The following is a 24,922-nucleotide window of genomic DNA, read 5'->3' on the forward strand; positions in this document are numbered from 1 at the left end:
CTGGAGGGTGGGGAATTGACCAGGAAAAACGGGGAGCAGGGGCGAAGCACCATCCGTGATGTCGCCGCCCGTGCCGGGGTGTCCGCCTCCACCGTGTCCCGGGTGCTCGGGGGCGACTACCCGGTCAGTGCCGCCACCCGTACGCGCGTCCTGCGGGCCGTCCGGGAGATGGACTACGTCGCCGACGCCCGCGCGAAGGCCGTCGCCGGGGTCGGTACGCCCACGCTCGCCTTCGTGCTGGAGGACATCACCGGGCCCTCCTTCGCGCACATGGCGCACGGCGTGGAGCGGGAGGCGGCGCGGCTCGGGCATCTGTCGCTGGTGTGCAGCACCGACGGCGACGTGCGGCGCGAGCTGGAGTTCATCGAGATGATGCGGGCGCAGCGGGCCGCGGCCGTGATTCTCGTCGGCGGGGCGGCGGACACGCCCGAGTACCGGGAGCGGACCCGCCGTGTCGCCGACTCGCTGGCCTCGGCCGGGTCCCGGCTCGTGCTGTGCGGGCGGCCGCCGCTCGGTCCCGGCGCGCCGGTCACGGTCATCGAGTACGACAACGAGGGCGGCGCCTACGCCCTGGTCTCGCATGTGCTCGCGCAGGGGCATCGGCGGGTGCTGTTCCTCGGCGGGAAGCCGGACCACACCACGGCGATGGGACGGGAGCGGGGATATCTGGCGGCGCACCGGGCCAGGGGCCTCGAACCCGACCCCGCGCTCCTGCTCCACGGGGACTTCACCCGGAACTCCGGGCACCGGCTGCTGCGGCAGGCCCTCGCGGGGGAACTGGAGTTCAGCGCGGTCGTCGCCGCCACCGACATGGTGGCCGCGGGGGCGCTGACCGCCCTGCACGAGGCGGGGCTCGACGTGCCCGGCGACGTGTCGCTCGCCGGGTACGACGACATACCGTTCGCCCGCGATCTGCACCCGGCCCTGACCACCGTGCACGTACCCTACGAGGAGCTCGGGCGGCTCGCCGTCCGCACCGCCCTCGGTCATGGCGGGGAGTCGGCCGACGAGCATCTGCTGCTCGGCACGCATGTGGTCGTACGCGACTCAGTGGCGGCGCACGGCGGCCATTGAGCGGCGCAACCGGCGTACGGCCAGGGCCAGTTCGGCGGGCCGGTCGGGGTGCGGTGGCGCCTCCGGTGTCCAGAGCGCGAACTCCTCGTCCCGGGGGCCGGACACCGTGCGGGGTTCGCCGTCGCCGAGGACGCGGACCGGGTGGGTGTCGTCCCAGGACTGCCAGCCGGGGTCGCCGGTGGTGGCGAAGCGGACCCACGCGCCGTGCATCTCGGCGCCCAGTTCCCGCGGGGCGCCCTCGCCGGCGAGCAGCGCCGACTCGGGCACGTCCCCGGTGTCGAAGACGAAGCCCAGCTCCAGGGCGTGGCAGGCGCCGAGGCCGGGGCGGTTGGAGGGCCAGGCGAACTCGTAGAGGTGGGAGGAGCCGGGGCGGGCCTCGGCCAGGCGGTGCAGGGGGAGGCGGAGCAGGTGGTCGGTGACCATCTGGCCGACGATCTCGGCGGGGCCGGACTCGGGGCGCAGGGCGCGGTAGCCGCGCGGCACCTCGTGGCCGACACGGCAGCGGGCCATGGCGCCGGCGAAGGCGACCGGGCCGAGCCGGTCGACATGGTCGAGGAGGCCGCCCGGCACCAGCCAGAGCCGGTACTCGTCGCGGGTCCAGCCCATCAACAGGTCGACGCCCCGGGCGGCTTCGCCGTCGAGGAGGGCCTGGAGCGGGTCGCGCGGGACGAGGTCGCCGTCGACGACGATCCCGAAGGCGGGACCGCCGAGCACCGGGCTGCTGAGGCGGCCCACCTCGGCCTGGGTGCGCAGCAGCAGCTCGCGGTCGGCCTCGGCGAAGGCCTGGGCGGTCGCCGGGATCTTCAGCCGGTTCGCCATCCGGCGGACCATGCGCCGTACCTTGTCCCGTTCCGGGGCCTCGGGCGCCCCGCTCTGCAGGACGGCCCGGCGGACCAGTCCCTGGGCCTGGGGTGCGGCGAGCAGGGCGCCGGCGCTGATGGCGCCCGCGGACTGGCCGCAGAGAGTCACCCGGTCCGGGTCGCCGCCGAACGCGGCGACCGTGTCGTGGACCCAGCGCAGGGCGGCGAGCTGGTCGCGGAGCCCCGGGTTCGGCGGGGTGTCGGGGAACAGCCCGTAGCCCTCGATCCCCAGCCGGTAGTTGACCGACACGAAGACGACACCGTCGCGGGCGAACGCATGCCCGTCGTACACCGGTACGGCCGATGATCCCCTGGTCAGAGCGCCGCCGTGCAGCCAGACCAGTACCGGGAGCCGGGCACCGGGGCCCGGCTCCGGGGTCCATACGTTCAGGTTGAGGCAGTCGTCACCGGGGATCACCGGGTCGGACAGATACTGCGCGAACGCCTCCGAGTACGGCGGTTTCGGCGCCGTCGGCCCGAAGGCGCCCGCGTCCCGGACGCCGTCCCAGGGCTCGGGCGGCACGGGCGGACGGAACCGGTGTTCCCCGAAGGGCGGGGCCGCGTAGGGGATGCCCCGGAAGACCGCGATCCCCTGCTCCCACCTGCCGCGCACCGCCCCGTAGGGGGTGTCGGCCAAAGGCTCCTTCATCCGCCCACCAGCTCCTCCCGCCGCGTGTGCCGGTACGCCGGTAGGACAAGAGCACCACAGTCGCTCCCGGTATTCCGGCGCACACGGCGTTCGGAGGGTGTTCCGGCGGATACGCGCGGCTACTTGGCGTACATCAGGGTGCCGAAGCCGAGCTGGTCGTAGCCGCCGCTGGCGGTGCCGTAGTCGCCGCCGCCGCCCTCGGGGGCGACGAGGTCGTAGTACATGGCGGAGATGTACTTGTCGTCGAGGTACAGGCGACGGTTGTAGTGGAAGTGGAGCATGGCCCAGACCGGGCGGATCTGGCCGCGGGAGCCGGAGGCGATCACGGTCTGGGACGAACTGGCGCAGTTCTGGCCGGTGCCCCAGGTGTAGGTGGTGTAGGGCACGTCGTCGCCGATGTTGTACTTGGCGACGTACTGGGCGGCCTTCATGAAGCGGCGGTCGTCGTACGAGTACAGGTCGTCGCCCTGGTTCCAGGCCATCTCGCAGATCGCGCCCATCTGGCCCATGCCCATGACGGTGTGGCCCTGGTCGCGGCCCGACTCCTGCCACTGGCCGAGCGCGTAGCCGTCGCTGTCCGTGTACAGGTACGGCACCGCGTGCTCGATGGAGCCGTTGCCCGCGCCGGACTTGAAGTACGTGACGGCCTGGTCGTACTTGGCGCTGTCCTCGTTGAGGATGCCGATGGCCAGGACGGAGGCCATGTTGCACAGGTCCCAGTTGGCCCAGTAGTTGGTGATGCAGGCGTCGTTGTGGTTGGTCAGGAAGCTGTTGTTCATCGGGTAGAAGACGGTGGCCAGCATGTCCTGGGCGGCGGCGAGGTCGAAGCCGTCGTAGTCCCGCATCAGTTCGCAGGCGTTGGCGAACTGCCAGCCGTAGATGCCGGCGGCGAGGAACCGGTCGGCGTCGCCGTCGATCGCGGTCAGCGTCGTGGACCAGGCGTTGAGGATGTTCGCGGCGCAGACGGCGTTGGCCTCGGTGCCGCCGACCTTCCAGCGCAGGGCGTTCTGGTAGGCGGCGGCGATGTCGCCGTAGAGCTGGGGGTAGTTCTGGGTGCCGGAGCCTCCGCGGTTGATGACGGAGGTGGCGCGGTTCGTCCAGGTGGACTGGGAGTGGGAGTTGGCGGTCAGCCTGTTCCAGCCGGACAGCCAGGGGTCGGTGCCGGCGGCGACCCGCACCTTGGCGCGGTTGATGTCACCGGCGTTGTGGAGCATGCCGGGGTGGGTGAAGGTCGACGGAGCCGCGCTGGCGGTGGTGCCCGCCAGCGCGGCCGCCGAGCCCCCGAGGGCGAGTGCGGCCGTCAGACCGCCCGCGGCCCTCAGCAGACCGCGTCGGCTCAACTCGCCCTGTTCGGAGGGCTGGTGGGGGGAATCGGAAATGCGGCTCATTTCGGTGCGACTCCAATCCGTGGGGGGATCAGTCGGGGTTGATGCTCACCTCGTCGAACTCGGTGGTGCCGAGGGCCAGGAGGTTGCGCGAGCAGACCACCAGACCCACGTGGAAGGGGGCGTCACCGAAGCCGGGGATCTCGCCGGCGGCGAGGTCGGTCCAGGTGGCGCCGTCATCGGAGGAGACGGCCGCGGCGAAGGCGGTCCCGGTGCGCTTCAGCCGCAGTGCGAGAGGGAGTTGAACGGTCGCGGTGCCGGAGAAGGCGGAGGCACCGGCGACGGTCTTGCGCAGCATCAGCTGCGCGCTGGTCCCACCGGTCACGATCACTCCGGCGGCCTGGTCGAAGGGCGACAGCGACTTGGCCATCAGCAGGCCCACCCGGTCGGCGGTGGCCCCGGTACGGGAGACGAGCCGGGCGGTGACCGTACAGTCACCGGCGACCGGCTGCTGTACGAACTGCCCGGTCATTCCCTGGCCGTTGACGGTCAGGTCCACGCCCGCGCCGCGGACGGTGAAGGTCCCGCCGTCGTACGAGGTGCTGCCGGGCGTCCGGATCGCGACCACACCGAGCGTGCCGTAGGCGCGGTCGTCGAGTATCACGTCGCCGAGGTCACCGTAGGCCCAGGGGGCGGGTGGAGGTGTGCCGACAGCGAGGGTGAGGGTGGCGGTGCCGTCGCCGGCCGCGTTGCCCGCGGTGGTGAGGACGGTGAACTCGCCGGTCCCGCCCGGGGTTCCGGAGATCAGGCCGGTGCGGCTGTCGAGGCGCAGGCCGTCGGGGAGGCCGGTGGCGGTGAAGCGGACGGGTTCGTGCGTGGCCCGCAGGAGGTGCCGGAAGGGGACGCCCTGGTTGGCGAACAGTGTGGTGGCGGAGGCGGGTTGGGGGGTGCTCGGGGTCGGCATCGCGGCGGCGGCCGGTTGCGAGAGCGGTCCGCGCCCCCCGGAGTTCGTCTTCGCGACGACATAGTGGTACGTCGTTCCGGGCGTCCCCGTGGCGTCCGCGTACCGGACGCGGGTGCCGAAGCCGACCGCTCCGGCGCCGGTCGCGATCGTGCGGTACGGGCCGTCGAGGTCCGTGGCGCGCAGCACCTTGAAACGGGCCGCGGGGTCCGGGTCGGTCCAGGTCAGCCCGATGGCGTCGGTGCAGGTGGCCGCGCGCAGTCCGGTTACGGCCGCGGTGGGGCTCGGCACGGACCACACCTCGCCCGAGGCCGAGGTCACGGTGACGTTGTCGAAGGCGCCGGTGCCGGTCTCGGCGTAGTCCTCGTCGACGCCGAGGCAGGAGGTGAGCACGAGGCCCGCACAGGTGGTGTGGGCCATGTCGCATTCGGTCGACCCCACCTCGGTCCACCGGATGCCGTCCGGAGAGATCGCGCCCGTGAACCGCCGCCCCTTGCGGCTGACGCGGACCCAGTACGGCGCCCGCAGCCGGTATCCGTCCCCCGCGCCCTCCACGTAGGGCGCCTCCAGCGGGGTCGCCGACTCGGGGAGTGTGCCGAGGCTGGAGATCGGGAAGGCCGCGTTCACGGTGATCGCGTCCTGCTGTGACGGCGGAACCGGCATGCTGCCGGTCGCCGTGAGGTCCCCGCCGTCCTGCGGTCGTACGCTCCACACCCCGCTCCATGTGTGCAGCGGCAACCCCTGGATCAGCATGGCCGCGTGCGCCGCGTCGGCGTCGAGGGAAAAGCGCAGGGTGACGCCGATCTTGGAGTACTGCGAGCTCAGCGGCCACACGATCCGCGCGGTCACCGTGCCGTCGCCGCGCAGCGGCAGGTGCGCGATCCGGTAGGTGTCCGCGGTGCCGCTCGCTTCCAGCACGAACCGCTCTCCGTCGAAGACCGCGGAACCGGGGATCCTCATGTCGCCGAGGTCCTGGGTGGCCCACGGCACGGGCAGGCCGGCGGTCGCGGTGACAGCGCTTGAATCGGCGCTGCTGCCCTCGGAGTTGGTGGCGGTGACCGTGTAGTGGTACGTGCGTCCCGGGCGCGCGTGGTCGTCGGAGTACGTCGGCTTGCCGACCGCGGTGGCGATCTCCTCGTACGGTCCCTCGGGGCTGGTGGCCCGGCGGACGGTGTACGTGCTCGCCCAGGCGGACGGCAGCCAGTTCACGGTGACGGAGGTGCCGTCGCCCACTGCCGTGACGCCGGTCGGGGCCGTCGGCACGGTGGATGCGGGGGCCGTCGTGCCGGCGTAGGCGAAGGTGCCCCAGCTGGGCAGGTCGTCGTTGCTGCCCTCGACGACTCTGGCGCCGCCGGTGCCGCGGAAGACGGCGGCCTCCGTGGAGGGCGCGGAGAGGCCACGCACTCCCGCGTAGTGGGCGTAGGCCATCTCGTAGATCGGCGGCAGGGTGCCGCGGCTGATCGCGGAGACCGTCGTCTTGAGGTACTTGCCGGTGCGGTCGAGGTCGGGGGTGAAGGGGACGTCGCCGCCGAGGTTGTAGCGGGCGGCGTACTCGAAGTCGGCGAGGATGCGGTTGTCGTCGAAGCCCCACAGGTCGACGCCCTGGTTCCAGGCGACCTGGGCGATGTCACCGGTCAGGCCGACGGCGAGCTGTTCGTGGCCCTGGTCGCGGCCGGCCTCCTGGCCCTGGCCCGCGGCGGTGACGATCCGGTGCGGGATGCTGCCGTTGCCGGCGCCGGCCGCGGCGAAGCGCAGGGCGTTCTCGAAGAGGACCGGTTCCTCGCAGAACACGCCGATGGCCAGAATGGTCTGAAGGGCCGTCAGGTCCCAGTTTCCGTTGGCGTAGAGCATGTAGCCGGAGACGGCCGGATACCAGACGTCCAGGAAGGACCGCTCGCAGCGGGCGATGTCGGCGGGCGCCCAGCCGTCGTAGCCGCCGTACCGGAGCAGTTCGGCCGCGTTGACGAACTTGAAGGCCTGCAGGCCCGCGCCGAGCGGGCCGTCGGCGCCGGTGATCGTCGTGAGGGAGGCCGACCAGGCGTTCAGGATGTCCCGGGCCTTGTCGGCGTGGGAGGTGTCGCCGGTGACGGCCCACAGCAGGGCGTTCTGGTAGGCGGCGGCCGAGTCGGCGACGGCCTGGCTCTGGAAGTTGGTGGGGCCGCGGCCCCAGGAGGTGATCTGGCCGGTGTTCTGGATGGTGTAGGTGGACTGTGAGCGGGCGTGGGCCGCGAGGGCCAGGTAGCCGTCGTACATGGGCGATTGCTTCGCCGCGACCGCCGCCTTCATCCGGGCGAGGTCGGCGGAGGTGTGCAGCAGGCCCGGGTGGGTGAAGGCTCTGGTACCGGTGTCGCTCTCGGCGGCCGCCGCGGTGCCGGGCACGAGCAGTCCGCTCATGCCCGACGCCAGCAGCAGGGCCGCCGTACCGCCGAGGAAACTCCGGCGGCTGGTGGCGGGCAGGCTCATGACGCGGCGGCCGCCTCGGCCTCGGCGGTCGTGAGGAACTTCAGGTTCGTGACGTGCTCGTTGTAGTACCACTGGATCGTGTCGGTGGTGTAGTACCAGGTCGGCTTCTTCATCGAGTCGGCGACCACCACGCCGTTGATCACCAGGTTCTCGAAGGTGACGCCGTCGATCGCGTGGTCGGCGTCGTAGCCGAGGAAGAGCGACGGGTTGGCGTGGGTGCCGGTGTAGCTGAGGTTCTTGACGTAGACGTCCTGAATGCCGCGGCCGACCGAGGTGTTGTACTTCGTGTTGTACATGACCTTCATGTAGATGACCTGGCCCCAGCGGAAGTCCTCGATCCGCACGTCCTCGATGCGGACGGTCTTCAGGAGGTTGGAGTCACCGACGTTCAGGGCGATGCAGCCCTGGTAGTTCATCTGGGGTTCGCGGTGGTCGAGGATGTCGATGTTCTTGATGACCAGGTTCTCGATGGTCTCGGGATCGTCGGTGTTGCCGTGCGTGCCGACGTTGACGGGGTGGGCGACGTCCGCCCACAGGGTGCAGTTCTGGATCGTGATGTCGCGGGTGTCGCCGTAGTAGTCCCAGCGGTGGCAGTAGATCGCGATGCAGTCGTCGGAGTTGCGCATGAAGCAGCCGTCGAAGGTGACCCCGGTGGAGGAGAACACGTCGAAGCCGTCTCCGTTGCCCTTCGAGCTGAACGCACGGGCCTTCTTCACATGGACGTTCTGGCTTTCGGCGAAGATGCCCGCGTAGCCGGCCGGGTTGAGGATGATGACGTCCTCGATCCGGATGTTCTTGCTGCCCTCGCTGAGGATGGCGCCGCCGGGGTTGTTGTAGAGGACCCCGCGCCCGGTCAGGCGGGCCTTCTCGACGTCCTTGAAGTAGACCTTGGCTGTCAGAACCGCGCCGCCGGCCAGGTAGACGGTCTTGCCGCTGGGCACGGTCAGGACGTTGCCGGTGACGGAGTGCACGCCGGGGCCGAAGTAGATGACGTCCGGGTCGTCGGCCGAAGGCGCGTTGCATTCGACGTGGTTGGTGATGACGTGCAGGCAGTCGAAGATCTCGTCGTTGATCTGGACGACGACGTCCTTCGGCTCGTCCAGGGTGAACACCAGGGTGTCGCCGCCGAGTTCGGGCGTGATACCGAGCGCGTCCGGACGGACGCGGGCCTTGGTGGTGCCGCCCTTGAGGTAGGTGACCTCGATCTCGACGGAGCCCTGGAAGTCGAAGTACACCATCGAGGTGCTGTAGACCTTGCCCGAGCCGGTGGTGGTGTTGATCTCCTCCAGCTGGGGGCGCCAGACGTCCAGGGTCTGCCAGTCTCCGTCGGGGGCGGTGCGGACTCTCGCCTTGAAGCCTGTGTTCGTCGGCATGGCGGCCGGGCGGGGGTAAGTGACCAGCTTGGGAGCGGAGTTGTTGCCGGAGGCGTCGGCCCGGGCCGCCGTGGCCGTCAGGCCGGAGAGACCGGTGGCGAGCACGGTGGCACCGGCCGCCTGGAGGGCCGTACGGCGGGACAGGAACGTGTTCATGCGTGACTCCTTGCGACACATGGGCTACTTGAGACCGGTCGTGGACATCCCGGCGACGAAACCGCGCTGGGCGATCAGGAAGATCAGCAGGATCGGGACGACGTACATCACCGACGCCGCGGCCTGGAGGTTGGTCACGGGGGTGCCGGCCGAGGTGACATAGGTGGACATGACGGCGACCGCGAGGGTGGTGCGGTCGGTGGACAGCAGGAGCTGCGGGGCGATGTAGTCGCCCCAGGTCCAGGTGAAGGCGATCACGAAGCTCGCGGAGAGGACCGGCCAGGACTGCGGGAGGAAGATCCGCCAGAAGATGGCCGACCAGCCGCATCCGTCGATGATCGCGGCCTCCTCCAGCTCTCGGGGCAGCCCGGCGAAGAACTGCCGGAAGAGGAAGACGAGATAGGGGGCGGCGGCCAGGCCCCACAGCACCCATGGCCAGTACGTGTCGACCATGCCGAGCTTGGCGAAGATCAGATAGGTCGGCAGCAGGGTGATCATCTGGGGCAGCATCATCGAGCCGAGCAGGATCCCGAAGAGGGTCTTCTTGCCGGGGGCGTCGAGCCGGGCGAAGCCGAAACCGACCCAGGCGGAGCTGAGCGTGACCAGGGTGGCGTAGATCGTCGCGATGATGAGGGAGTTGCGGGCGTAGCCGAGGAAGTCGATGAGGTGGAAGGCGTCGGCGAAGTTGTGCCACTGCGCATGGGCGGGCAGCCAGTGGACGGGCGAGGCCGCAAGTTCGGCCGGGGTCTTGAGGCCGGAGACGGCCAGCCAGCCGAAGGGGCCCAGGAAGAGTCCGGTGATCGCGACGAGGGCCGTGTAGAGGACGAGGCGGTTGACGCGGACGCGGGGTGCGGACTTGGGGATCGGAGTGGTGGCGGTCATTTCTTCGCCTCCGGGTCGACGTTGTAGAACACCACTCCGGACGTGAACCTGAAGATCAGTCCGGTCACGATGAGGATCAGGACGAAGAGCACCCACAGCAGTGCGGAGGCGTAGCCGAAGCGGCCGAAGGCGAAGTACTCCGCGAACACGTGCATCATGTAGAGGTAGTTGGACTGCGGGAGCGCGGTGATGCCGGCCGGGGTGGGGTCTGGGGCCAGCAGCAGCGGCATGATGGTCTGCACCGAGGCGATGACGCCGGTCACGGTCTGGAAGAGCAGCACCGGCGACAGCAGCGGTACGGTGATGCTGCGAAAGCTCCGCCAGCCGCTCGCGCCGTCGATGCGAGCGGCTTCGAGGAGTTCGCGCGGGATGTCCTGGAGCCCGGCCAGCGAGATGATCATGATGTTCCCGGACGCCCAGAGCACCGTCATGATCAGTACATAGCGGGCGTAGGGGTCGGCCAGCCAGCCGAGGGCGTCGATACCGAAGAGGTTCAGCACACCGTTGGCGGCACCGGAGTTCTGGTCGAAGATCTGCTTGAACGCGAGGCCGGCGCCCACCGGGGGCACCACCGCGGGCAGATAGAGCAGGGTGCGGAACACTCCGCGCGCCTTGAGCGGCCGGTTGACCAGCACGGCGAGCCCGAGCCCCGCGATGATCGACAGCGGGACCGAGGTGATCGCGAACAGACCGGTGCGGCCCAGCGAGTACCAGGTCTGCGAGTCGGAGAACAGTTCGCGGTAGTTGCCGAGTCCGACGTAGTGCCAGTGGGGTGAGATGCCGTCGAAGGTGGTGAAGCTCAGCCACAGCGCGTATGCCATCGGCGCGATGGTGAGCAGTGGGAACCCGGCGATCCAGGGCGAGGCGAACATGTAGAACGCCTTGTGCCTGCGTGCGGTCACGGAGGTGCGCGGCCGGGATCGCGCGTGACTCCCGGCCGGGGCCGGGGCGCGCCGGTCCGTGCCGGAGGCGGCCTGATCAACCGTCATCCCACCTGCTCCTTACCGCGCTTGAGCTGATCGTTCATGACCGAGTTGAGGTGTCCGGCGAGGGTGTCGAGGGACATCTCGCCGTTCATGGCGGCCGGGGCGATCTGGTTGAAGAGGGCGAGGAGCGAGTCCGCGCTGGCATAGGGTGTGAAGGCGATCACCGAGAAGTGCTTCAGCTCGGCCTCCTGCACCTTCAGGACCCGTTTCTGGTAGCTCTCCTGCGCGGGCATCAGCGAGCGCAGGGACTTCAGGGTCGGGATGCCCCAGCCTCCGGAGGCACGCGCCTTGGCCGGGGCCTCACCGAAGAACCACTCGAAGACCCGCCAGGCGGCGTCCTTGTGGTGTGACTTGCTCGGTATCCAGAAGCCGGTGCCGGCCTGGCAGGGGCTGATCCGCCGACCCCCCTCGAAGACCGGAGCGGGGGCGAGACGGGACAGCGGGGCAAGCTTCGTGTCCGTGTTGATCAGGCCGCCGAGCCAGTAGCCCGAGTTGGACATGGCCAGCCGGTCCGCCTGGAAGGTGGGGCCGTCCCAGGCGTTGGGGTCGGGCTGGATGATGCTGGGGCCGACCTTGGTCCGGCAGTAGTCGATGTACCAGCCGAGCGCCTTGCGGGCCTCCGGGGTGGTGAAGTCGACTCGGGAGAAGTCCTCGGTGAAGATGCTGCCGCCGGCCGCCACGGCCAGGCTCGCCAGCAGGTTGGGCGTGAGCACACCGTTGTAGCTGCCGCCGAAGACGGTGATCGCCCCGTTCTTGCGCCGGGTGAGCCGCTTGGCCTTGTCCAGCCACTCGTCGAAGGTGACCGGCTCCAGTTCCGACGGATAGTCCACGCCCGCCTGGTCGAAGAGCGCGGTGTTGTACCAGTACATGGAGTCCTGGGAGAAGTCCTTCGCCATGCCGTACCGCGGGCCCTTGCCCTGGGTGCGGCCGTCGTAGCGCCACAGGTCGTTGACCGGGTCCAGGTCGTCCGGCCGGAGCACCCTGCTCTTCGCGAAGTACGGGTCCAGGTTCTCCATCACGCCCCTGGCCGCGAAGTACGGGGCGTCCACGGCGCCGACACCGCGCACCAGGTCCGGCGGGTTGCCGTTGGTCATCATCGCGATCAGCTTGCTGGTGCTGTAGAGCACCGTGTTGATCTTGATGCCGATGTCCTTCTGCGCCTGCCTGATCAGATCCGTCGAGATGTCGTCGGCCTTGGCCATCACCGTGACGGTCTCACCCGAGCCGCCGACACTGCCGGCCACCGGAAGAGCGCAGCCGCCGAGGGCGGCCGTCGCGGCGGCAGTGCCGCCGAGCGCCAGGAAACGGCGTCGGCTGACCGGGGCACGGGCGTGCGTCCGCATGAACTTACCCACTCTCTTCGCTGAGCAGAGCTGACCTGAGCTGAACTGAGCCGACCCTGGGCTGCGCCGAGTTGACGGAGCACCTGTCGAAGCGCGGAAGCTTTTGGCAACCGGTTGCTATGAGCGGTGAGGGGAGCTTCAACTCGTACAAGAGCCTCGTCAAGGGAAGTGACGAACTTTCGAAAACCGTTCGGCGGCAACCGGTTGTTCGTGCGTACCGGTTGCTGCTCACGGACCGTTCGACCGACCGCACGTCGAAAGATTCCGACTCATACCCCTTGCTGGGAGCGCCCGGGCCGTCCTACGGTCTCGTGGAAACCGGTTTCTAAGGCACTGCCGAGCCGCCGCCCTCCTCCCGAGAGCGCCCACCTCCGAAGGAACACGGTCAGATGAACTCCACCAGGTTGGTCCGCGCCGCGATCGCGGGCCTCGCGCTGACAGGTCTGCTCTCCGCCTGCGGCGGATCGGGCTCCGGCTCCGGGGACTCCGGCTCTGCCTCCGGGCCGGTCACCCTGCCCTTCTGGGGCTGGGCGAACGGGCAGGACGCCGTGGTGAAGGCGTTCAACGCCGCCCACAAGGACGTGCAGCTGAAGTACACGAAGGTCACCGACCAGTTGACGATGCAGAAGCAGCTCACCAACGCGGTGAAGGCGGGCAACGCGCCCTGCCTGGTGCAGAACACCGCCGAGTACGTGACGAGTTGGGTCGCCCAGGGCGCCCTCGCCGACATCACGAAGTACGTCGGCTCGGCGAAGAGCAAGTTCAACTCCGGCTCCTGGTCGGCCGCCCAGGTGCAGGGCAGGCTCTACGGCGTCCCCACCAGCTCCGCGCCGAACTTCACGATCTACCGCACCGACATCTTCCAGAAGTACGGCCTCAAGGCCCCCACCACCTGGGACGAGTTCATCGCGGCCGGCAAGGTCCTGAAGAAGCACGGCGTCAAGATCACCAACTATGCCGGTGAGGACCCCAGCACCCTCGAAGTGCTCGCCATGCAGGCCGGGGCCCACTGGTACACGATCGACGGCAACTCCTGGAAGGTGGACTTCCAGGACGCGGGCACCCTCAAGGCCGCCCAGGTCATCCAGCAGATCATCGACAACGACCTCGACTCGAAGCTGTCGTTCGCCGACTACGCGGCCGTCCAGCGCAACTACGACGACGGCGGCACCGCGACCCGGCAGATCTCCACCTGGCAGATGGCCGGCATGGTGCAGAACTTCACCAAGTCCTTCGGCACGTGGGCCCTCTCCCCCTGGCCGGCCTTCACCGGCGAGGCGGCGAAGACCCCGGCCGGCACCAACCTCACCGGCAGCGTCACCCTCGTCACCCAGCAGTGCGCCCACCAGCAGCAGGCCGCCGAGGCCGCGTTGTGGATGTCCACCGACTCCGGCGCGGTGAAGACGATGGCGAGCCCGACCACCGGCAACGGCGTCATGCCCGCGCTCGCCGACAGCGGCGCCTACGTCGACGAGGCGATCTCCCAGAAGCTGCTCGGCGCCGACTACGACCCGGCGAAGAAGGTCGTCACCGACAGCCTGGACACGGTCACCACCGACTGGACCTTCGGTCCCGACTGGACGGCCATGTTCACCGAGCTGCAGAGCGGCTGGGCCAAGGTGGTCAGCAAGCAGCAGAAGGTCACCGACCTCCTCGCCCATATGCAGCGGTGGACGGTCGACGACCTGAAGTCCCGCGGCATCAGCGTCGAGGGCTGAGGCGGCACGGATGGTCCGCTCACTGCGCTGGAAGGGCGCCGCCTTCACGGTGCCCTTCCAGCTGGGTTTCGTCTTCCTCTACCTCATCCCGATCGGGTACGCCGTCCACCAGTCGCTGTACCGGGCGCACTCCTCCGGCCTGGGCCTGGGCGGCACCACGGACGAGTTCTCCGGCCTGGCCAACTACCGACAGGGCCTGACGGACTCGGCGTTCCTGAACTCGGTGCTCCGGGTGCTGCTGTTCGCCTGCATCCAGATCCCGGTCATGCTGCTGGTCAGCCTGCTCCTGGCGCTCTTCCTGGACGCGCTGACGTCCCGGGTGGCGGGCCGCTTCCGGGTCCTGCTGCTGGTGCCGTACATGATCCCGGGCGTGGTCGCGGCGATCGTCTGGATCAACCTCTACAGCCCCGACGTCGGCCCCCTCACCCCGCTGGGCAAGGCGTTCGGACTGACCTGGAACTTCTTCGCGCCGTCCATGGTGTGGCCGTCCATCGGCAACCTGCTGACCTGGCACGGCATCGGCTACAACATGGTGATCATCTACTCGGCGCTGCAGGGCGTCCCGCGCGAGCTCTTCGAGGCGGCGAGGCTGGACGGCGCCTCGGAGCGCCGTATCGCCCTGAGCATCAAAGTCCCCTACGTCCGCGGGGCGTTGGTCCTCACCGGCATGCTGTCGGTCATCCAGATGCTCCAGATCTTCAACGAGCCCGCCCTGTTCCGCAACATCACGCCCCAGACGGTCGGGGACAGCTTCACCCCGATCATGGTGATCTACAACCAGGCGTTCAACGCGGGCAACTACCACTACGCGGCGGCCCTTTCGGTGCTGCTGGCCCTGATCCTCGGCGTCGCCGGCTTCCTCTTCTACCGGCTGACCTCGAAGGAGGCCGACTGATGACGCTCACCGAGGATCGGACGAGGACGAACCCCGTGCGACGCATCAACAAGCCCGACCCGGCGGCCCGTTCACGGGGCGGCCAGCGCTTCCTGCTCGTCGGCCTGGTGCTGGCGAGCGCGTACAGCCTCTTCCCGGTCTGGTGGCTGGTCGTCGCCGCGACCAAGGACCGCACAGGGCTGTACCAGTCGAACGGCCTCTGGTTCTCCGGCTGGCACCTCTGGAGCAACCTCCACCAGCTGTTCACCTACGAGAACGGGATCTTCCTGCGCTGGACCGCCAACTCCTTCCTCTACGCGGGAGTCGGCTCCCTCGGCGGCACGCTCATCGCCCTCGCCACCGGCTACGGCCTCGCCCGCTTCCAGTTCCCGGGCCGCAGCCTGGTGTTCGCCTGCGTGGTCGGCTCCTTCCTGGTGCCGATCGCCCTGCTGACCCTGCCGCTGTACCTGCTGTTCTCGAAGATCGGCCTGGTGGACACCCCCTGGGCGATGCTGATCCCCTGTCTGATCAACCCGTTCAGCGTCTACCTGGCGAAGGTGTACACCGAGGCCACGGTCCCGTACGAACTCCTCGAAGCGGCCCGCATCGACGGCGCCGGCGAACTGCGCATCTTCTTCTCGATCGTCCTGCGCATGATGACGACGGGCGGCGCGACGGTCTTCCTCCTGGCCTTCGTCAACACCTGGAACGCCTTCTTCCTCCCCCTCACCGTTCTGCGCGGCGAGGAGAACTGGACCCTGAACCTGGGCCTGTACAACTGGTCCGGCAAACGCCTGGAGTCCGGGGTCGACCTGACCAGCCTGGTCCTGACCGGCGCCCTGCTCTCCATCGTCCCGATGGCCGTCATGATGATCGCGATGCGCCGCTACTGGCGCACGGGCGTCACCCTGGGAGCCCTCAAGTGACAGTCCCCTGCACATCCGACTAATCCGACAGCCCTGTTCGAAGTTTCGAAAGTCCCTCTGCGGAAGATCCCGTGAATTCCCAGGTCTTCACGCCGTGTTGACGCGCACCTATCGTAGGAAGCGCTTACTGCACGGCTTGCACGCAGACCGCGGAAGCAGCGTTGGTCGCAACTTTCGTTACTTTCGTTGGCCCAAGGGCGGGCCGGAGAGGCGGGTTCCTCATGGTCCGTGCCGGGGGTACGAGCGTGGCGGCGGCCGGTCCGACGCTGGCGGTGGTGGCCCGCGAGGCGGGCGTCTCCGTGCCGACCGCCTCGAAGGTGGTCAACGGCCGCGACGACGTGGCCCCCGAGACCCGGCGCCGGGTCACCGAGGCCCTCGAACGGCTCGGCTATGTCCGCAGGCCCCGTTTCGACGCGACGAAGGCCCCCGCCCTGATCGACCTGGTCGTGCACTCCCTGGACAGTTCGTGGTCGGGCGCGGTGCTGCACGGCGTGGAGGAGGCGGCGCACGAGGCGGGTCTGGAGATCGTCGTGTCGGCGGGGCCGACCCGGCCCCGGGCCGGCCACCCGGAGCGCGGCTGGCTGGACAAGTTCACCGCGCGCGGCTCCTCGGGCGTGCTGTTCAATCTGGCCGAGCTGAGCCGGGCCCAGTACGGCTGGCTGGACCACCACCGCATCCCGTACGTGCTGCTCGACCCCGTCCACGAGCCCCCGGCCGGTGTGGTCTCGGTCGGCGCGGCCAACTGGCAGGGCGGGGTCACCGCGACCGAGCATCTGCTCTCGCTCGGCCATGAACGGATCGCGGTGATCGCCGGCAGCCGGCGCAGGATGTGCAGCGGCGCCCGGGTGGCCGGCTACCGCTCGGCGCTCGCCTCGGCGGGCCTGCGCCATCGCGGCGAGTACGTCCGGCACGCGAGCTTCGACGAGGGCACGGCCCGGCACCGTATGCACGAACTGCTCGACCTGCCCGAGCCGCCGACCGCCGTGTTCGTCTGCTCGGACCGGATGGCGCTCGGGGCGTACGCGGCACTGGCCGAGCGCGGGCTGCGGGTGCCGGAGGACGTCAGTGTGGTCGGCTTCGACGATCTGCCCGAGGCGCGCTGGGGCACCCCGGCGCTGACCACGGTCCGCCAGCCGCTCGGGGAGATGGCGGCGACGGCGCTGCGGCTGCTGGTGCGGCTGATGCACGGGGACCGCCCGGAGGGCACCCGGACGGAGCTGTCGACACGGCTGGTGGAGCGGGCGAGTACGGCGCCCCCGCCCGCCCGTTCGGCCGTACGTCGGTGACCGCGCCCCTTTCAAGATCGTTTCACGGGCATGAAACTCACCCCGCGTATCGCGGCGGCCTGCGCCCTGACCGCAGCCGCCCTGGCCACGGCGTTGGGCACCGCCCACGCCACGCCCCTGACCCCGGCTCCGGCCATGGCCCGGCAGCACGCCGTGGTGGCCGCCCCGCAGGACGAGCACGACCCGAAGGAGGACGTGGAGCTGGACGAGAACGGCAGGCCGGACCTGGGCGAGGACTGAGACAAAGCGCCCCGCAGGGGCGTGGGGAACTGCGCGACCAGCCACGACGGTCCCGCAGTTCCCCTTCGGTCCCTCAGTCGTCGTCGGCCTGACGCGGTTCGCCCATCAGCGCCTGGATCGCGTCCACGGCGCTGCCGTCGTGGTCGCTGCCGGCGTCGCCCCTCCCGGTCTGGATGTTCGCCGTGCGGTCCACCTCCAGGATGGAGTCCGCGTGGGAGTTGTCGAGCACCGTGATCAGGCTCCCGTCGGCGTGCGCGGGGGCCGCGGCCGCTCCGAGCAGCGCCGCCGTGACGGCCACGGCCGTCCGCAACCGCGTCACACGCCCACGCCCTCGGACTCGGGCTCGTCGAGCCGCTCCCGGGCGATGTTGCGCTCCAGCAGGGTCGTGGAGGCCTTGACGCCGACCCCGCTCGCCGCGTCCACCTGGGGCAGCCGGCCGTCGGCCGCCTTGAGGTCGCCGAGCGCCGAGTCCATCGCCTCGTGCGCGGCGAACAGACACGGCGTGGAGTAGATCGCGACGTCGACGCCGAGGTCGTCCAGCTCGGTGAGCGAGAGGCGGGGCGACTTGCCGCCGGCGATCTGGTTGAAGAGCAGCGGCTTGTCGCCGACGACCTTGCGGATCCGGCGGATCCACTCCTCGCTGCGCACCCCGTCGACGAGGACCACGTCGGCGTCGGTGGCGGCGAGCCGCTCCGCACGGTGCAGGATGTCGTGCTCGTCGGTGGCGTCCGTACGGGCCACCACGACCAGGTCCGTGCGGGTCTCCAGGACCTTCTCCAGCTTCTCCAGGTACTCGTCCAGCGGCAGCACCTGCTTGCCGTCGGCGTGTCCGCAGCGGCGGGGCCGCTTCTGGTCCTCCAGGATCACCCCGGAGGCGCCGATCCGCTCCAGTCCCTCCACGACGTGACAGGCGACCTCGGGGTCGACGTAGCCGTCGTCGATGTCGACGAGCAGGTGGTGGTGCGGGAACGCGCCCCGCAGCCGCTGGACGAAGGCCACCATGTCGGGCCAGGCGATGAATCCGATGTCCGGCAGGCCGTAGTACGACGCGGCGAAGCCGAAGCCGGAGACGAACATCCCGTCGTAGTGCTTGGCCGCGATCGACGCCGAGTACATGTCGTACACGCCGATGAGCGGGGTGGTCCCCGGCCCGGCGATCTGCTCGCGCAACTTCTTCCCGTAGGTCAAGGTCCGGCTCCTCATGTGGGGGTGGCGCGAGGTCCCGGTGGGCCTCGCGCCTCGACAGCCCTTTGCCAAGACAAGAGCATCTCTAGATACGCATGTGACCATCACCATGCGCGAGCTTTACTCACCCCAATGGCGGACCGGGTTCACCGGAGAAACGTCACTGGCCGAGCCGTGCGGCCCAGGCGAGACCGCCGTGCAGATGGGCCAGGAAGTCCGGATCCCGGTAGGCCTCCGGGGCGTGTCCCAGGGCCGTGTAGAACACCCGTCCGGCCCCCTGCTCCCGGCACCAGGCCAGCGGATGGTCGTCCCCCGACCCGCCCCCGTCGTACGACGTCTCGTCGGCGCGCAGCAGTACCCGCACCCGGCCGCGCGGGTTGTCGCGGAAGTCGTACCACTCGTCGGTGAAGTCCCAGACGGCGGGCAGGTGCCGGGTCGCCGGATGCCCGTGGTCCTCGACGATCACCTTGCCCGGCTGGTACTCGGGGTGGCGGTCGAAGCGGGCACCGAGGAGTTCGCCGTAGTACGGCCAGTCGTACTCGGTGCAGGCCGCCGCGTGCACGCCGGCGAACCCACCGCCCGCCTCGACGTAGGAGGCGAGCCGCGCGCGCCCCGCCGGGGTCAGGATCTCGCCGCTGGTGGAGAGGAACACGACCGCCGCGTACCCGTCCAGCGGCTGTTCGAGCGCGGCCGGGTCTTCGGTGGCGTCCACGTCGAAATCGGTGAACTCCCGTACGGCGGCGATGCCGTCGGGGATGGAGTCGTGGCGGTAGCCGGTGGTGCGGGTGTGGAGAAGCAGTCGAAGGGCCATGCCCGCATGGTCACCCACGGACCGCGAGGACTCAAAGGCCGGGCGCCCCGGCTGCCCGCCCGGGCGTCCGGGTGGTCCGGTGGCCTTCGCCCGGGCCGGGTCCGATTCGTTCAAGACCGAGGGCCGGTCCCCTGCCTACGGTGATCCCATGACTCCACGATTCGCCGTGATCGGTCTCGTCGCCTCCGACCTGGCCGCGTCCCTCGCCTTCTACCGCCGTCTCGGCCTGGACTTCCCGCCCGGCGCCGAGGAACAGCCGCATGTCGAGGCCGAGTTGCCCGGCGGCCTCACCCTCGCCCTGGACACGGAGGACACCATCCGCTCCTTCCACCCGGCCTGGCACCCGCCGGCCGGCGGCGGCCGGGTGTCGCTCGCCTTCCGCTGCGGGTCGCCCGCCGAGGTGGACGCGCTGTACGAGGACCTGGTCGCCGCCGGCCACCACGGCGAACTCACACCGTGGGACGCCTTCTGGGGCCAGCGGTACGCCACGGTGCACGACCCCGACGGCAACGGCGTCGACCTGTTCGCCCCGCTACCGCAGTAGCCCGGTCAGCGGCACACCCGCCAGTTCCCTTACCTCACGGGAGAGATGCGGCTGATCCGCGTACCCCGCCCGAACGGCCGTCTCCGCGAGCGGCACCCCGGCCCGGGCGAGCGAGAGCGCCCGCTGCATCCGGAGCACCCGGGCGAGCGTCTTGGGACCGTAGCCGAAGGACACGACGGAGCGGCGGTGCACCTGGCGGGCGCCCAGACCGAGTTCGTCGGCGACGGCGGCCACGGGGCGCCCCGCGTCGAGAGCTTCGACGAGCCTGGACAGCAACGGGTCGGGGGACACGTCCCGTTCGAGCGCGATCGCTTCGAGCTCGGCGGCGGGATCGGCGGCGCGGTCCACGCGGGCGCACAGCCGCCGTACCGCGGAGGCCGGCCACAGATCACTCAACTCGACGCGCCGATCGAGGAGTTCATGGGCCGGCACACCAAGGAAGGCGGGCGCGGTCCCGGGACGGAAGCGAAGGCCCACCCACGCTCCTGCGTCGCCCGGAGTGACGTACGCACGCGTGTCGGGACCGGCGACCAACAGCCGTCCGTCGTGCCAGAGCAGATCCATGCACCCGTCGGGCAGCACGCGCCCCGGCCCGGCGGCAGAAGGGGTGTTCGTCCAGACGACCGCGCCGGCGAGCCGGGACGCCCTTTCCCTGTACACACACGCCAGCGTAAGCGCCCCCGCCCCGGCGGCTCAGTTGCCCTTGCTCCCCGGCTTGTGCGGCGGGTGGCTGCTCCTCACGTGGGTGCGCAGCCGGGCCGTGACGTCCTCGGGGGGCAGGAAGCGGGACCAGCGTTCCGGGAACTCGGAGGGCATATCGGGGTCGTCGGGATCGCCGGGGTCCGCCTCGCGGGCCGCGGCGGCACGGGCGACGTACTCGGCGACCTGGACCTCGCGCAGCCGCTCGTTGGCGGCGCGGGCCGCGGCGGTCGCGGCGGCCGGCCAGACCCGGTCGATCGCGGCGTTCACCGCGGCGCCGACCAGCACGGCGAAGGCCGACACGCCGATCCACAGGAGCACGGCGACGGACGCGGCGAGGGAGCCGTAGATCGTGGCGCCCTCGATGGTGTGGGTGAGGTAGATGCGCAGCAGGAAGCTGCCGAGGACCCACATGCCCAGGGCGACCAGGGCACCGGGCACGTCCTCGATCCACGGGGAGCGGACCGGCACGGACACGTGGTACAGCGTGGTCAGGAAGACGATGGAGAGGACCATCACGACCGGCCAGTACAGGACCTGGACGAGCGTCTCCGACCAGGGCACGAGCCCGACCACCGCGTCCGGTCCGGCCACCATCAGCGGCAGCGCGACCGAGCCGATCAGCAGCGCGGCGATGAAGAGCAGGAAGGAGACGATCCGGGTCTTCACGATGCCCCGGACGCCGTCGAGGCCGTACATCACGGTGATCGTGTCGATGAAGACGTTCACCGCGCGGGAGCCCGACCACAGGGCGAACAGGAAGCCGATGGAGATGACGTCGGGGCGGCCGCCGCGCACCACGTCGTGCAGGATCGGCTGCGCGATCTCCCGCACGCCCTTGTCGGACAGGACCGTGCGGGAGGCGTCCAGGAGGTTGGTCTGGAGGCTGGCGATGGTGTGGGCGCCGGTCCAGTCGTCGACGTAGGCGAGCAGTCCGATGAGGCTGAGCAGCAGCGGCGGGACGGACAGCAGGGTGAAGAAGGCGGCCTCGGCGGCGAGGCCGAGGATGCGGTACTCCATGCAGGAGTTGACGGTGTCCTTGAGCAGCAGCCAGGCCGTCCTGCGCTTGGAGACGTTCCGGTAGAGGGCTCTGGCCCGATGGAGCCGGCCGGAGGGCCGCTCGGGGGTATCGCTTGCTGGCTGCACGCCCTAACGGTATCCGCCGTCCGGGGCGGTACTCATCTCCCGGGGCCCTGACCGTGATCTTCCGAAACCAGGTGTGATCTTACGACGCGACCTGCGGTGCCGCTGTGTCACGCTGGGGACCACCGCCGTCCCTCCGGGTAGGTTCGCAGATATGTCGGGCAACACCACTCATGCCGTGACGAACCAGCCGCCTCCGCTGGTCGGATACGACCTTTTCGCCGCCGATCACGCCCTGGTCGGGGCCGTCGAGCGGCACACCGCCCCCGAGCTGCTGGACGAGGTGCGCGAGGAACTGTCGGTGATCGGCCGCTCGGCGGGCTCGGCGCAGGTCCAGGAGTGGGGTGCGCAGGCGAACGAGCACCCGCCGCGGCTGCGCACCCACGACCGCTACGGGCACCGTGTCGACGAGGTCGAGTTCCATCCGGCCTGGCACCGGCTGCTCGGCAAGGGCGTGGGCGCGGGCCTGACCACCGGCTGGGTACGGCCGTCCGGGCACGTCCGGCGCGCGGCCGCGTTCCTGGTCTGGACCCAGGTCGAGGCCGGGAACTGCTGCCCGCTGTCGATGACGAACGCGGCGGTGCCCGCGCTGCGCGCCGACCCGGAGCTGGCCGCCGTCTGGGAGCCGCTGCTGACGTCGACGATCTACGACCGCGAGCTGCGGCCCGCCGCCCTGAAGGCCGGCGCCCTCTTCGGCATGGGCATGACGGAGAAGCAGGGCGGCAGCGACGTACGCGCGAACACGACCGCCGCCGTCCCGCTCGCCGAGCCCGGGACGTACACGCTCACCGGACACAAGTGGTTCTGCTCGGCACCGATGTCGGACGGCTTCCTGGTGCTGGCGCAGGCGCCGGAAGGACCGACCTGCTTCCTGGTGCCCCGCGTGCTGGCGGACGGCACCCGCAACGTCTTCCTCCTCCAGCGGCTCAAGGACAAGCTCGGCAACCGGTCGAACGCGTCGGGCGAGGTCGAGTTCGACGGGACCTGGGCGCGGCGCGTGGGCGAGGAGGGGCGCGGGGTGCGGACCATCATCGAGATGGTCGCCGCGACCCGGCTGGACTGTGTGCTGGGCTCGGCGGGGCTGATGCGGCAGGCGGTGGCCCAGGCCGTGCACCACTGCACGCACCGGGAGGCGTTCGGCGGGAAGCTGTCCGACAAGCCGCTGATGCGCAACGTCCTGGCCGACCTCGCGATCGAGTCGGAGGCCGCGACGGCGCTCGGGCTCCGGCTGGCCGCCGCCTACGACGACGGGAGCGAGGCCGAACGGGCCCTGCTGCGGCTGGCCTTGCCGGCCGCCAAGTACTGGGTGACCAAACGCTGTACGCCGGTGACCGTGGAGGCGGCCGAATGCCTGGGCGGCAACGGCTATGTGGAGGAGTCCGGGCTGCCCCGGCTGGTCCGCGAGTCCCCGCTCAACTCGGTCTGGGAGGGCGCCGGCAACATCCAGGCCCTGGACGTCCTGCGAGCCCTGCAGCGCGAACCGGGCGCCCTGGACGCCTACCTCCAGGAGATCGGCCGGTCGCACGGAGCCGACCACCGCCTGGACCGCGCGGTCAAGGACCTGTTCTCCGAACTGGCCGACCTGGAGGGCATGGAGGGCCGGGCGCGACGGCTCGTGGAACGGCTGGCGACGGTCCTGCAGGGTTCGCTGCTGGTGCGGTTCGCGCCTTCGGACGTGGCGGACGCCTTCTGCGCGTCGCGGCTGGGCAACGACCGGGGTGCGTGCTTCGGCACGCTGCCGGGCGGGCTGGACCTGGCCGCGGTGGTCGACAGGGCCCGATCGGTGCGCTGAAGCAACCGGCCGGTACGGGGGTGGTGCTGCGCCGACACGGCACCACCCCCGTCACGTGGCCCGTTCGAGGCCGCTGACGGCGCCCTGCGAGGCGTCGTCGGCTCAAGTTTCGGCCACCCCCGGTCCGTTCACCAGGGTTGCAAGGGGTTGCAACATCTCGGTGACTGTGTGCGGACTGTGTGCCTCCGCCAACGGAAAACGGCAGTATAAGACGCGCAGTCGGACCGGAAACCGCCGCCCGGACGGCTTGACAACGCTCTTCCATGCCATTTCCGAGGACTGCCCGGGAGGACCTCAGTGGGGAACCCGCCGATGGACGTGGCGCGACTCGCCGCGGTGGACGCGGCGCAGGCGGCGCGGATGCTGAGCGAGGTGCGCGAGGCCAGACTCGCCGGACAGCGTGGGCGGCTCTCGCCCCGGCCGGTGATCGAGCAGTCCTGGGGGCGGATGCTGCGCAGCGGCGTCGACCCCGACCACGACTTCCGTTCGGGGCTGCTGTCCGCGGACGAGGTCCGGCGCAGACGTGAGGAGTCACCGCTCAAGGACGTGCTGCCGGTGCTGCGCGAGGGGCTGCTTTCGGTCGCGGACGTCGCCCAGCACATCATGGTGGTGGCCGATGCCGACGGCCGGGTGCTGTGGCGGGAGGGTTCCTCGCCGGTGCTGCGCAAGGCGGACGGGCTGGGCTTCGAACTCGGCGCCGACTGGCGCGAAGACGTCGTCGGCACCAACGGGATCGGCACCCCGGCGGTGGTGCGCCGGCCCGTGCAGGTCTTCGCGGCCGAGCACTTCGTCCGCTCGCACGCCTCCTGGACCTGTTCCGGCGCCCCGATCACCGACCCCAGGGACGGCGCCCTGCTCGGCGTGGTGGACGTCAGCGGCCCGCTGGAGACCATGCATCCGGCGACCCTGGCCTGGGTGAACTCGGTGGCCAAGCTCGCCGAGGCCCGGCTGCGGGAGCTGCATCTGGACGCGCTGGAACGGCTGCGCGCGGTCGCGGCACCGGTGCTGGCCGGGCTGGGCGGGCGCGCGCTGGTGGTCGACCGGGACGGCTGGACCGCGGCCGTCACCGGAATGCCGTATCCGCGGCGGCTCGCGCTGCCCAAGTCCCTGACGCCGGGCCGCCGGTGGCTGCACGCGCTCGGGCTGTGCTCGGTGGAACCGCTGGCCGGGGGCTGGTTGCTGCGGGCGGTGGACGAGCCGGCGCCGGCCGGCGGGGGCCGGCTCGTGCTGGACCTGGCCCGGTCGCGCCGGCCCTCGGTGACGGTGGGCGGCGGCGCGGGCTCCTGGTCCCGTGAACTGAGCCCCCGGCACGCCGAGTTGCTGTATCTGCTGGCGGTGCGGCGGTCCGGGCGCAGCGCGGCCGGACTGGCCGAGGACGTCTTCGGGGACGCCTCACGGACGGTGACCGTGCGCGCCGAGATGTCCAGGATCCGGCGGTATCTCGGGGCCCTCCTGGAACACCGGCCGTACCGCTTCCGCGAGGACGCGGAGATCGAGGTGCTGCTCCCCGACGACCCGCGCGACCTGCTGCCGCACTCGACCGCCCCGGCGGTGGCGGCGGGCAGAGGACCGGACCTCCGGCCCAGCTGAACACCCCGGCCCCTGACGCCCCGTGAACACCGGAACCCCGGG

At 70.5% G+C, this 24,922-nt stretch carries 21 protein-coding genes; 9 read left to right on the forward strand and 12 right to left on the reverse strand.

The genetic code is table 11. The features are described from left to right. Positions 1-15 precede the first annotated feature (15 nt). On the forward strand, positions 16-1,074 hold the full coding sequence (locus tag AB0D85_RS21370; RefSeq protein ID WP_362322353.1) for a LacI family DNA-binding transcriptional regulator: 1,059 nt from the start codon (positions 16-18) through the stop codon (positions 1,072-1,074). On the opposite strand, the gene AB0D85_RS21375 is transcribed toward AB0D85_RS21370, so the two are convergent. The 7 genes from AB0D85_RS21375 to AB0D85_RS21405 all read right to left on the reverse strand — a co-directional run bounded on the left by AB0D85_RS21375 (position 1,048) and on the right by AB0D85_RS21405 (position 12,072). Continuing rightward, positions 1,048-2,583, reverse strand: a complete 1,536-nt coding sequence (locus AB0D85_RS21375; protein WP_362322355.1) for a carboxylesterase family protein — start codon at positions 2,581-2,583, stop codon at positions 1,048-1,050. The two genes, AB0D85_RS21370 and AB0D85_RS21375, sit on opposite strands and share 27 nt — an antisense overlap. Before the next feature lie 119 nt (positions 2,584-2,702). Continuing rightward, positions 2,703-3,971 carry an alginate lyase family protein gene (locus AB0D85_RS21380; protein ID WP_362322357.1) on the reverse strand — a complete coding sequence of 423 codons (1,269 nt, stop codon included), beginning with the start codon at positions 3,969-3,971 and terminating at the stop codon, positions 2,703-2,705. A gap of 28 nt (positions 3,972-3,999) precedes the next feature. Beyond that, positions 4,000-7,332: an alginate lyase family protein gene (locus AB0D85_RS21385; protein ID WP_362322360.1), complete on the reverse strand. Its 3,333-nt coding sequence runs from the start codon at positions 7,330-7,332 to the stop codon at positions 4,000-4,002. Continuing rightward, the gene (locus tag AB0D85_RS21390) at positions 7,329-8,861 is read right to left on the reverse strand and encodes a glycosyl hydrolase family 28 protein (RefSeq protein ID WP_362322362.1); all 1,533 of its coding nucleotides are present in this window, start codon (positions 8,859-8,861) and stop codon (positions 7,329-7,331) included. The genes AB0D85_RS21385 and AB0D85_RS21390 overlap by 4 nt, the downstream gene beginning before the upstream one ends. 24 nt (positions 8,862-8,885) lie before the next feature. After that, entirely contained in the window at positions 8,886-9,743 is an 858-nt protein-coding gene (locus AB0D85_RS21395) for a carbohydrate ABC transporter permease (protein WP_362322364.1), read from the reverse strand. Next, positions 9,740-10,732 carry a sugar ABC transporter permease gene (locus tag AB0D85_RS21400; RefSeq protein ID WP_362322366.1) on the reverse strand — a complete coding sequence of 331 codons (993 nt, stop codon included), beginning with the start codon at positions 10,730-10,732 and terminating at the stop codon, positions 9,740-9,742. Before AB0D85_RS21400 ends, AB0D85_RS21395 begins: the two co-directional genes overlap by 4 nt. Beyond that, positions 10,729-12,072, reverse strand: coding sequence for an extracellular solute-binding protein (locus AB0D85_RS21405; protein ID WP_362322368.1), 1,344 nt, complete (start codon positions 12,070-12,072; stop codon positions 10,729-10,731). Before AB0D85_RS21405 ends, AB0D85_RS21400 begins: the two co-directional genes overlap by 4 nt. Before the next feature lie 389 nt (positions 12,073-12,461). On the opposite strand from AB0D85_RS21405, the gene AB0D85_RS21410 reads away from it, so the two are divergent. From AB0D85_RS21410 to AB0D85_RS21430, 5 genes are all read left to right on the forward strand, one after another. Beyond that, positions 12,462-13,790 carry an extracellular solute-binding protein gene (locus AB0D85_RS21410; protein WP_362322371.1) on the forward strand — a complete coding sequence of 443 codons (1,329 nt, stop codon included), beginning with the start codon at positions 12,462-12,464 and terminating at the stop codon, positions 13,788-13,790. A gap of 10 nt (positions 13,791-13,800) precedes the next feature. Continuing rightward, entirely contained in the window at positions 13,801-14,685 is an 885-nt protein-coding gene (locus AB0D85_RS21415) for a sugar ABC transporter permease (protein ID WP_362322373.1), read from the forward strand. Beyond that, positions 14,685-15,590 (forward strand): carbohydrate ABC transporter permease, encoded by a 906-nt coding sequence (locus AB0D85_RS21420; RefSeq protein ID WP_362322375.1) that lies wholly within the window; start codon positions 14,685-14,687, stop codon positions 15,588-15,590. Before AB0D85_RS21415 ends, AB0D85_RS21420 begins: the two co-directional genes overlap by 1 nt. A gap of 221 nt (positions 15,591-15,811) precedes the next feature. After that, on the forward strand, positions 15,812-16,876 hold the full coding sequence (locus tag AB0D85_RS21425) for a substrate-binding domain-containing protein (RefSeq protein WP_362322377.1): 1,065 nt from the start codon (positions 15,812-15,814) through the stop codon (positions 16,874-16,876). A 30-nt stretch (positions 16,877-16,906) separates the two neighbouring features. Beyond that, positions 16,907-17,116: a hypothetical protein gene (locus AB0D85_RS21430; RefSeq protein WP_362322379.1), complete on the forward strand. Its 210-nt coding sequence runs from the start codon at positions 16,907-16,909 to the stop codon at positions 17,114-17,116. A gap of 73 nt (positions 17,117-17,189) precedes the next feature. On the opposite strand, the gene AB0D85_RS21435 is transcribed toward AB0D85_RS21430, so the two are convergent. The 3 genes from AB0D85_RS21435 to AB0D85_RS21445 form a co-directional block, all read right to left on the reverse strand. Continuing rightward, positions 17,190-17,435, reverse strand: coding sequence for a hypothetical protein (locus AB0D85_RS21435; RefSeq protein ID WP_362322381.1), 246 nt, complete (start codon positions 17,433-17,435; stop codon positions 17,190-17,192). After that, positions 17,432-18,304 (reverse strand): isocitrate lyase/PEP mutase family protein, encoded by an 873-nt coding sequence (locus AB0D85_RS21440; RefSeq protein WP_362322383.1) that lies wholly within the window; start codon positions 18,302-18,304, stop codon positions 17,432-17,434. Before AB0D85_RS21440 ends, AB0D85_RS21435 begins: the two co-directional genes overlap by 4 nt. Positions 18,305-18,461: 157 nt before the next feature. Next, a complete protein-coding gene (locus AB0D85_RS21445; protein WP_362322385.1) occupies positions 18,462-19,112 on the reverse strand; it encodes a ThuA domain-containing protein in 651 nt (216 codons plus the stop codon). Between the two features lie 148 nt (positions 19,113-19,260). On the opposite strand from AB0D85_RS21445, the gene AB0D85_RS21450 reads away from it, so the two are divergent. Beyond that, the gene (locus AB0D85_RS21450; RefSeq protein ID WP_362322388.1) at positions 19,261-19,656 is read left to right on the forward strand and encodes a VOC family protein; all 396 of its coding nucleotides are present in this window, start codon (positions 19,261-19,263) and stop codon (positions 19,654-19,656) included. Here AB0D85_RS21450 and AB0D85_RS21455 read toward each other — a convergent pair. Further along, a complete protein-coding gene (locus AB0D85_RS21455; RefSeq protein ID WP_362322389.1) occupies positions 19,645-20,316 on the reverse strand; it encodes a DUF6597 domain-containing transcriptional factor in 672 nt (223 codons plus the stop codon). The genes AB0D85_RS21450 and AB0D85_RS21455 overlap by 12 nt on opposite strands. A 33-nt stretch (positions 20,317-20,349) precedes the next feature. Continuing rightward, on the reverse strand, positions 20,350-21,501 hold the full coding sequence (locus AB0D85_RS21460; RefSeq protein ID WP_362322391.1) for a YihY/virulence factor BrkB family protein: 1,152 nt from the start codon (positions 21,499-21,501) through the stop codon (positions 20,350-20,352). 151 nt (positions 21,502-21,652) lie between these two features. Here AB0D85_RS21460 and AB0D85_RS21465 point away from each other — a divergent pair, with 151 nt between their 5' ends. Next, positions 21,653-23,290 carry an acyl-CoA dehydrogenase family protein gene (locus tag AB0D85_RS21465; protein ID WP_362322393.1) on the forward strand — a complete coding sequence of 546 codons (1,638 nt, stop codon included), beginning with the start codon at positions 21,653-21,655 and terminating at the stop codon, positions 23,288-23,290. A gap of 312 nt (positions 23,291-23,602) precedes the next feature. Beyond that, positions 23,603-24,880 carry a GAF domain-containing protein gene (locus AB0D85_RS21470; RefSeq protein ID WP_362322395.1) on the forward strand — a complete coding sequence of 426 codons (1,278 nt, stop codon included), beginning with the start codon at positions 23,603-23,605 and terminating at the stop codon, positions 24,878-24,880. The last annotated feature ends 42 nt before the right edge of the window (positions 24,881-24,922 follow it).

Origin of the sequence: Streptomyces sp. NPDC048277 (assembly GCF_040652235.1) — a bacterium.
Taxonomy (GTDB): Bacteria; Actinomycetota; Actinomycetes; order Streptomycetales; family Streptomycetaceae; genus Streptomyces.

Coding starts and splice junctions, on each gene's coding strand:
- AB0D85_RS21375 (WP_362322355.1), bottom strand. CDS start 2,583: ATGAAGGAGCCTTTGGCCGACACCCCCTACGGGGCGGTGCGCGGCAGG.
- AB0D85_RS21380 (WP_362322357.1), bottom strand. CDS start 3,971: ATGAGCCGCATTTCCGATTCCCCCCACCAGCCCTCCGAACAGGGCGAG.
- AB0D85_RS21385 (WP_362322360.1), bottom strand. CDS start 7,332: ATGAGCCTGCCCGCCACCAGCCGCCGGAGTTTCCTCGGCGGTACGGCG.
- AB0D85_RS21390 (WP_362322362.1), bottom strand. CDS start 8,861: ATGAACACGTTCCTGTCCCGCCGTACGGCCCTCCAGGCGGCCGGTGCC.
- AB0D85_RS21395 (WP_362322364.1), bottom strand. CDS start 9,743: ATGACCGCCACCACTCCGATCCCCAAGTCCGCACCCCGCGTCCGCGTC.
- AB0D85_RS21400 (WP_362322366.1), bottom strand. CDS start 10,732: ATGACGGTTGATCAGGCCGCCTCCGGCACGGACCGGCGCGCCCCGGCC.
- AB0D85_RS21405 (WP_362322368.1), bottom strand. CDS start 12,072: ATGCGGACGCACGCCCGTGCCCCGGTCAGCCGACGCCGTTTCCTGGCG.
- AB0D85_RS21410 (WP_362322371.1), top strand. CDS start 12,462: ATGAACTCCACCAGGTTGGTCCGCGCCGCGATCGCGGGCCTCGCGCTG.
- AB0D85_RS21415 (WP_362322373.1), top strand. CDS start 13,801: ATGGTCCGCTCACTGCGCTGGAAGGGCGCCGCCTTCACGGTGCCCTTC.
- AB0D85_RS21420 (WP_362322375.1), top strand. CDS start 14,685: ATGACGCTCACCGAGGATCGGACGAGGACGAACCCCGTGCGACGCATC.
- AB0D85_RS21425 (WP_362322377.1), top strand. CDS start 15,812: ATGGTCCGTGCCGGGGGTACGAGCGTGGCGGCGGCCGGTCCGACGCTG.
- AB0D85_RS21430 (WP_362322379.1), top strand. CDS start 16,907: ATGAAACTCACCCCGCGTATCGCGGCGGCCTGCGCCCTGACCGCAGCC.
- AB0D85_RS21445 (WP_362322385.1), bottom strand. CDS start 19,112: ATGGCCCTTCGACTGCTTCTCCACACCCGCACCACCGGCTACCGCCAC.
- AB0D85_RS21450 (WP_362322388.1), top strand. CDS start 19,261: ATGACTCCACGATTCGCCGTGATCGGTCTCGTCGCCTCCGACCTGGCC.
- AB0D85_RS21465 (WP_362322393.1), top strand. CDS start 21,653: ATGTCGGGCAACACCACTCATGCCGTGACGAACCAGCCGCCTCCGCTG.
- AB0D85_RS21470 (WP_362322395.1), top strand. CDS start 23,603: ATGGACGTGGCGCGACTCGCCGCGGTGGACGCGGCGCAGGCGGCGCGG.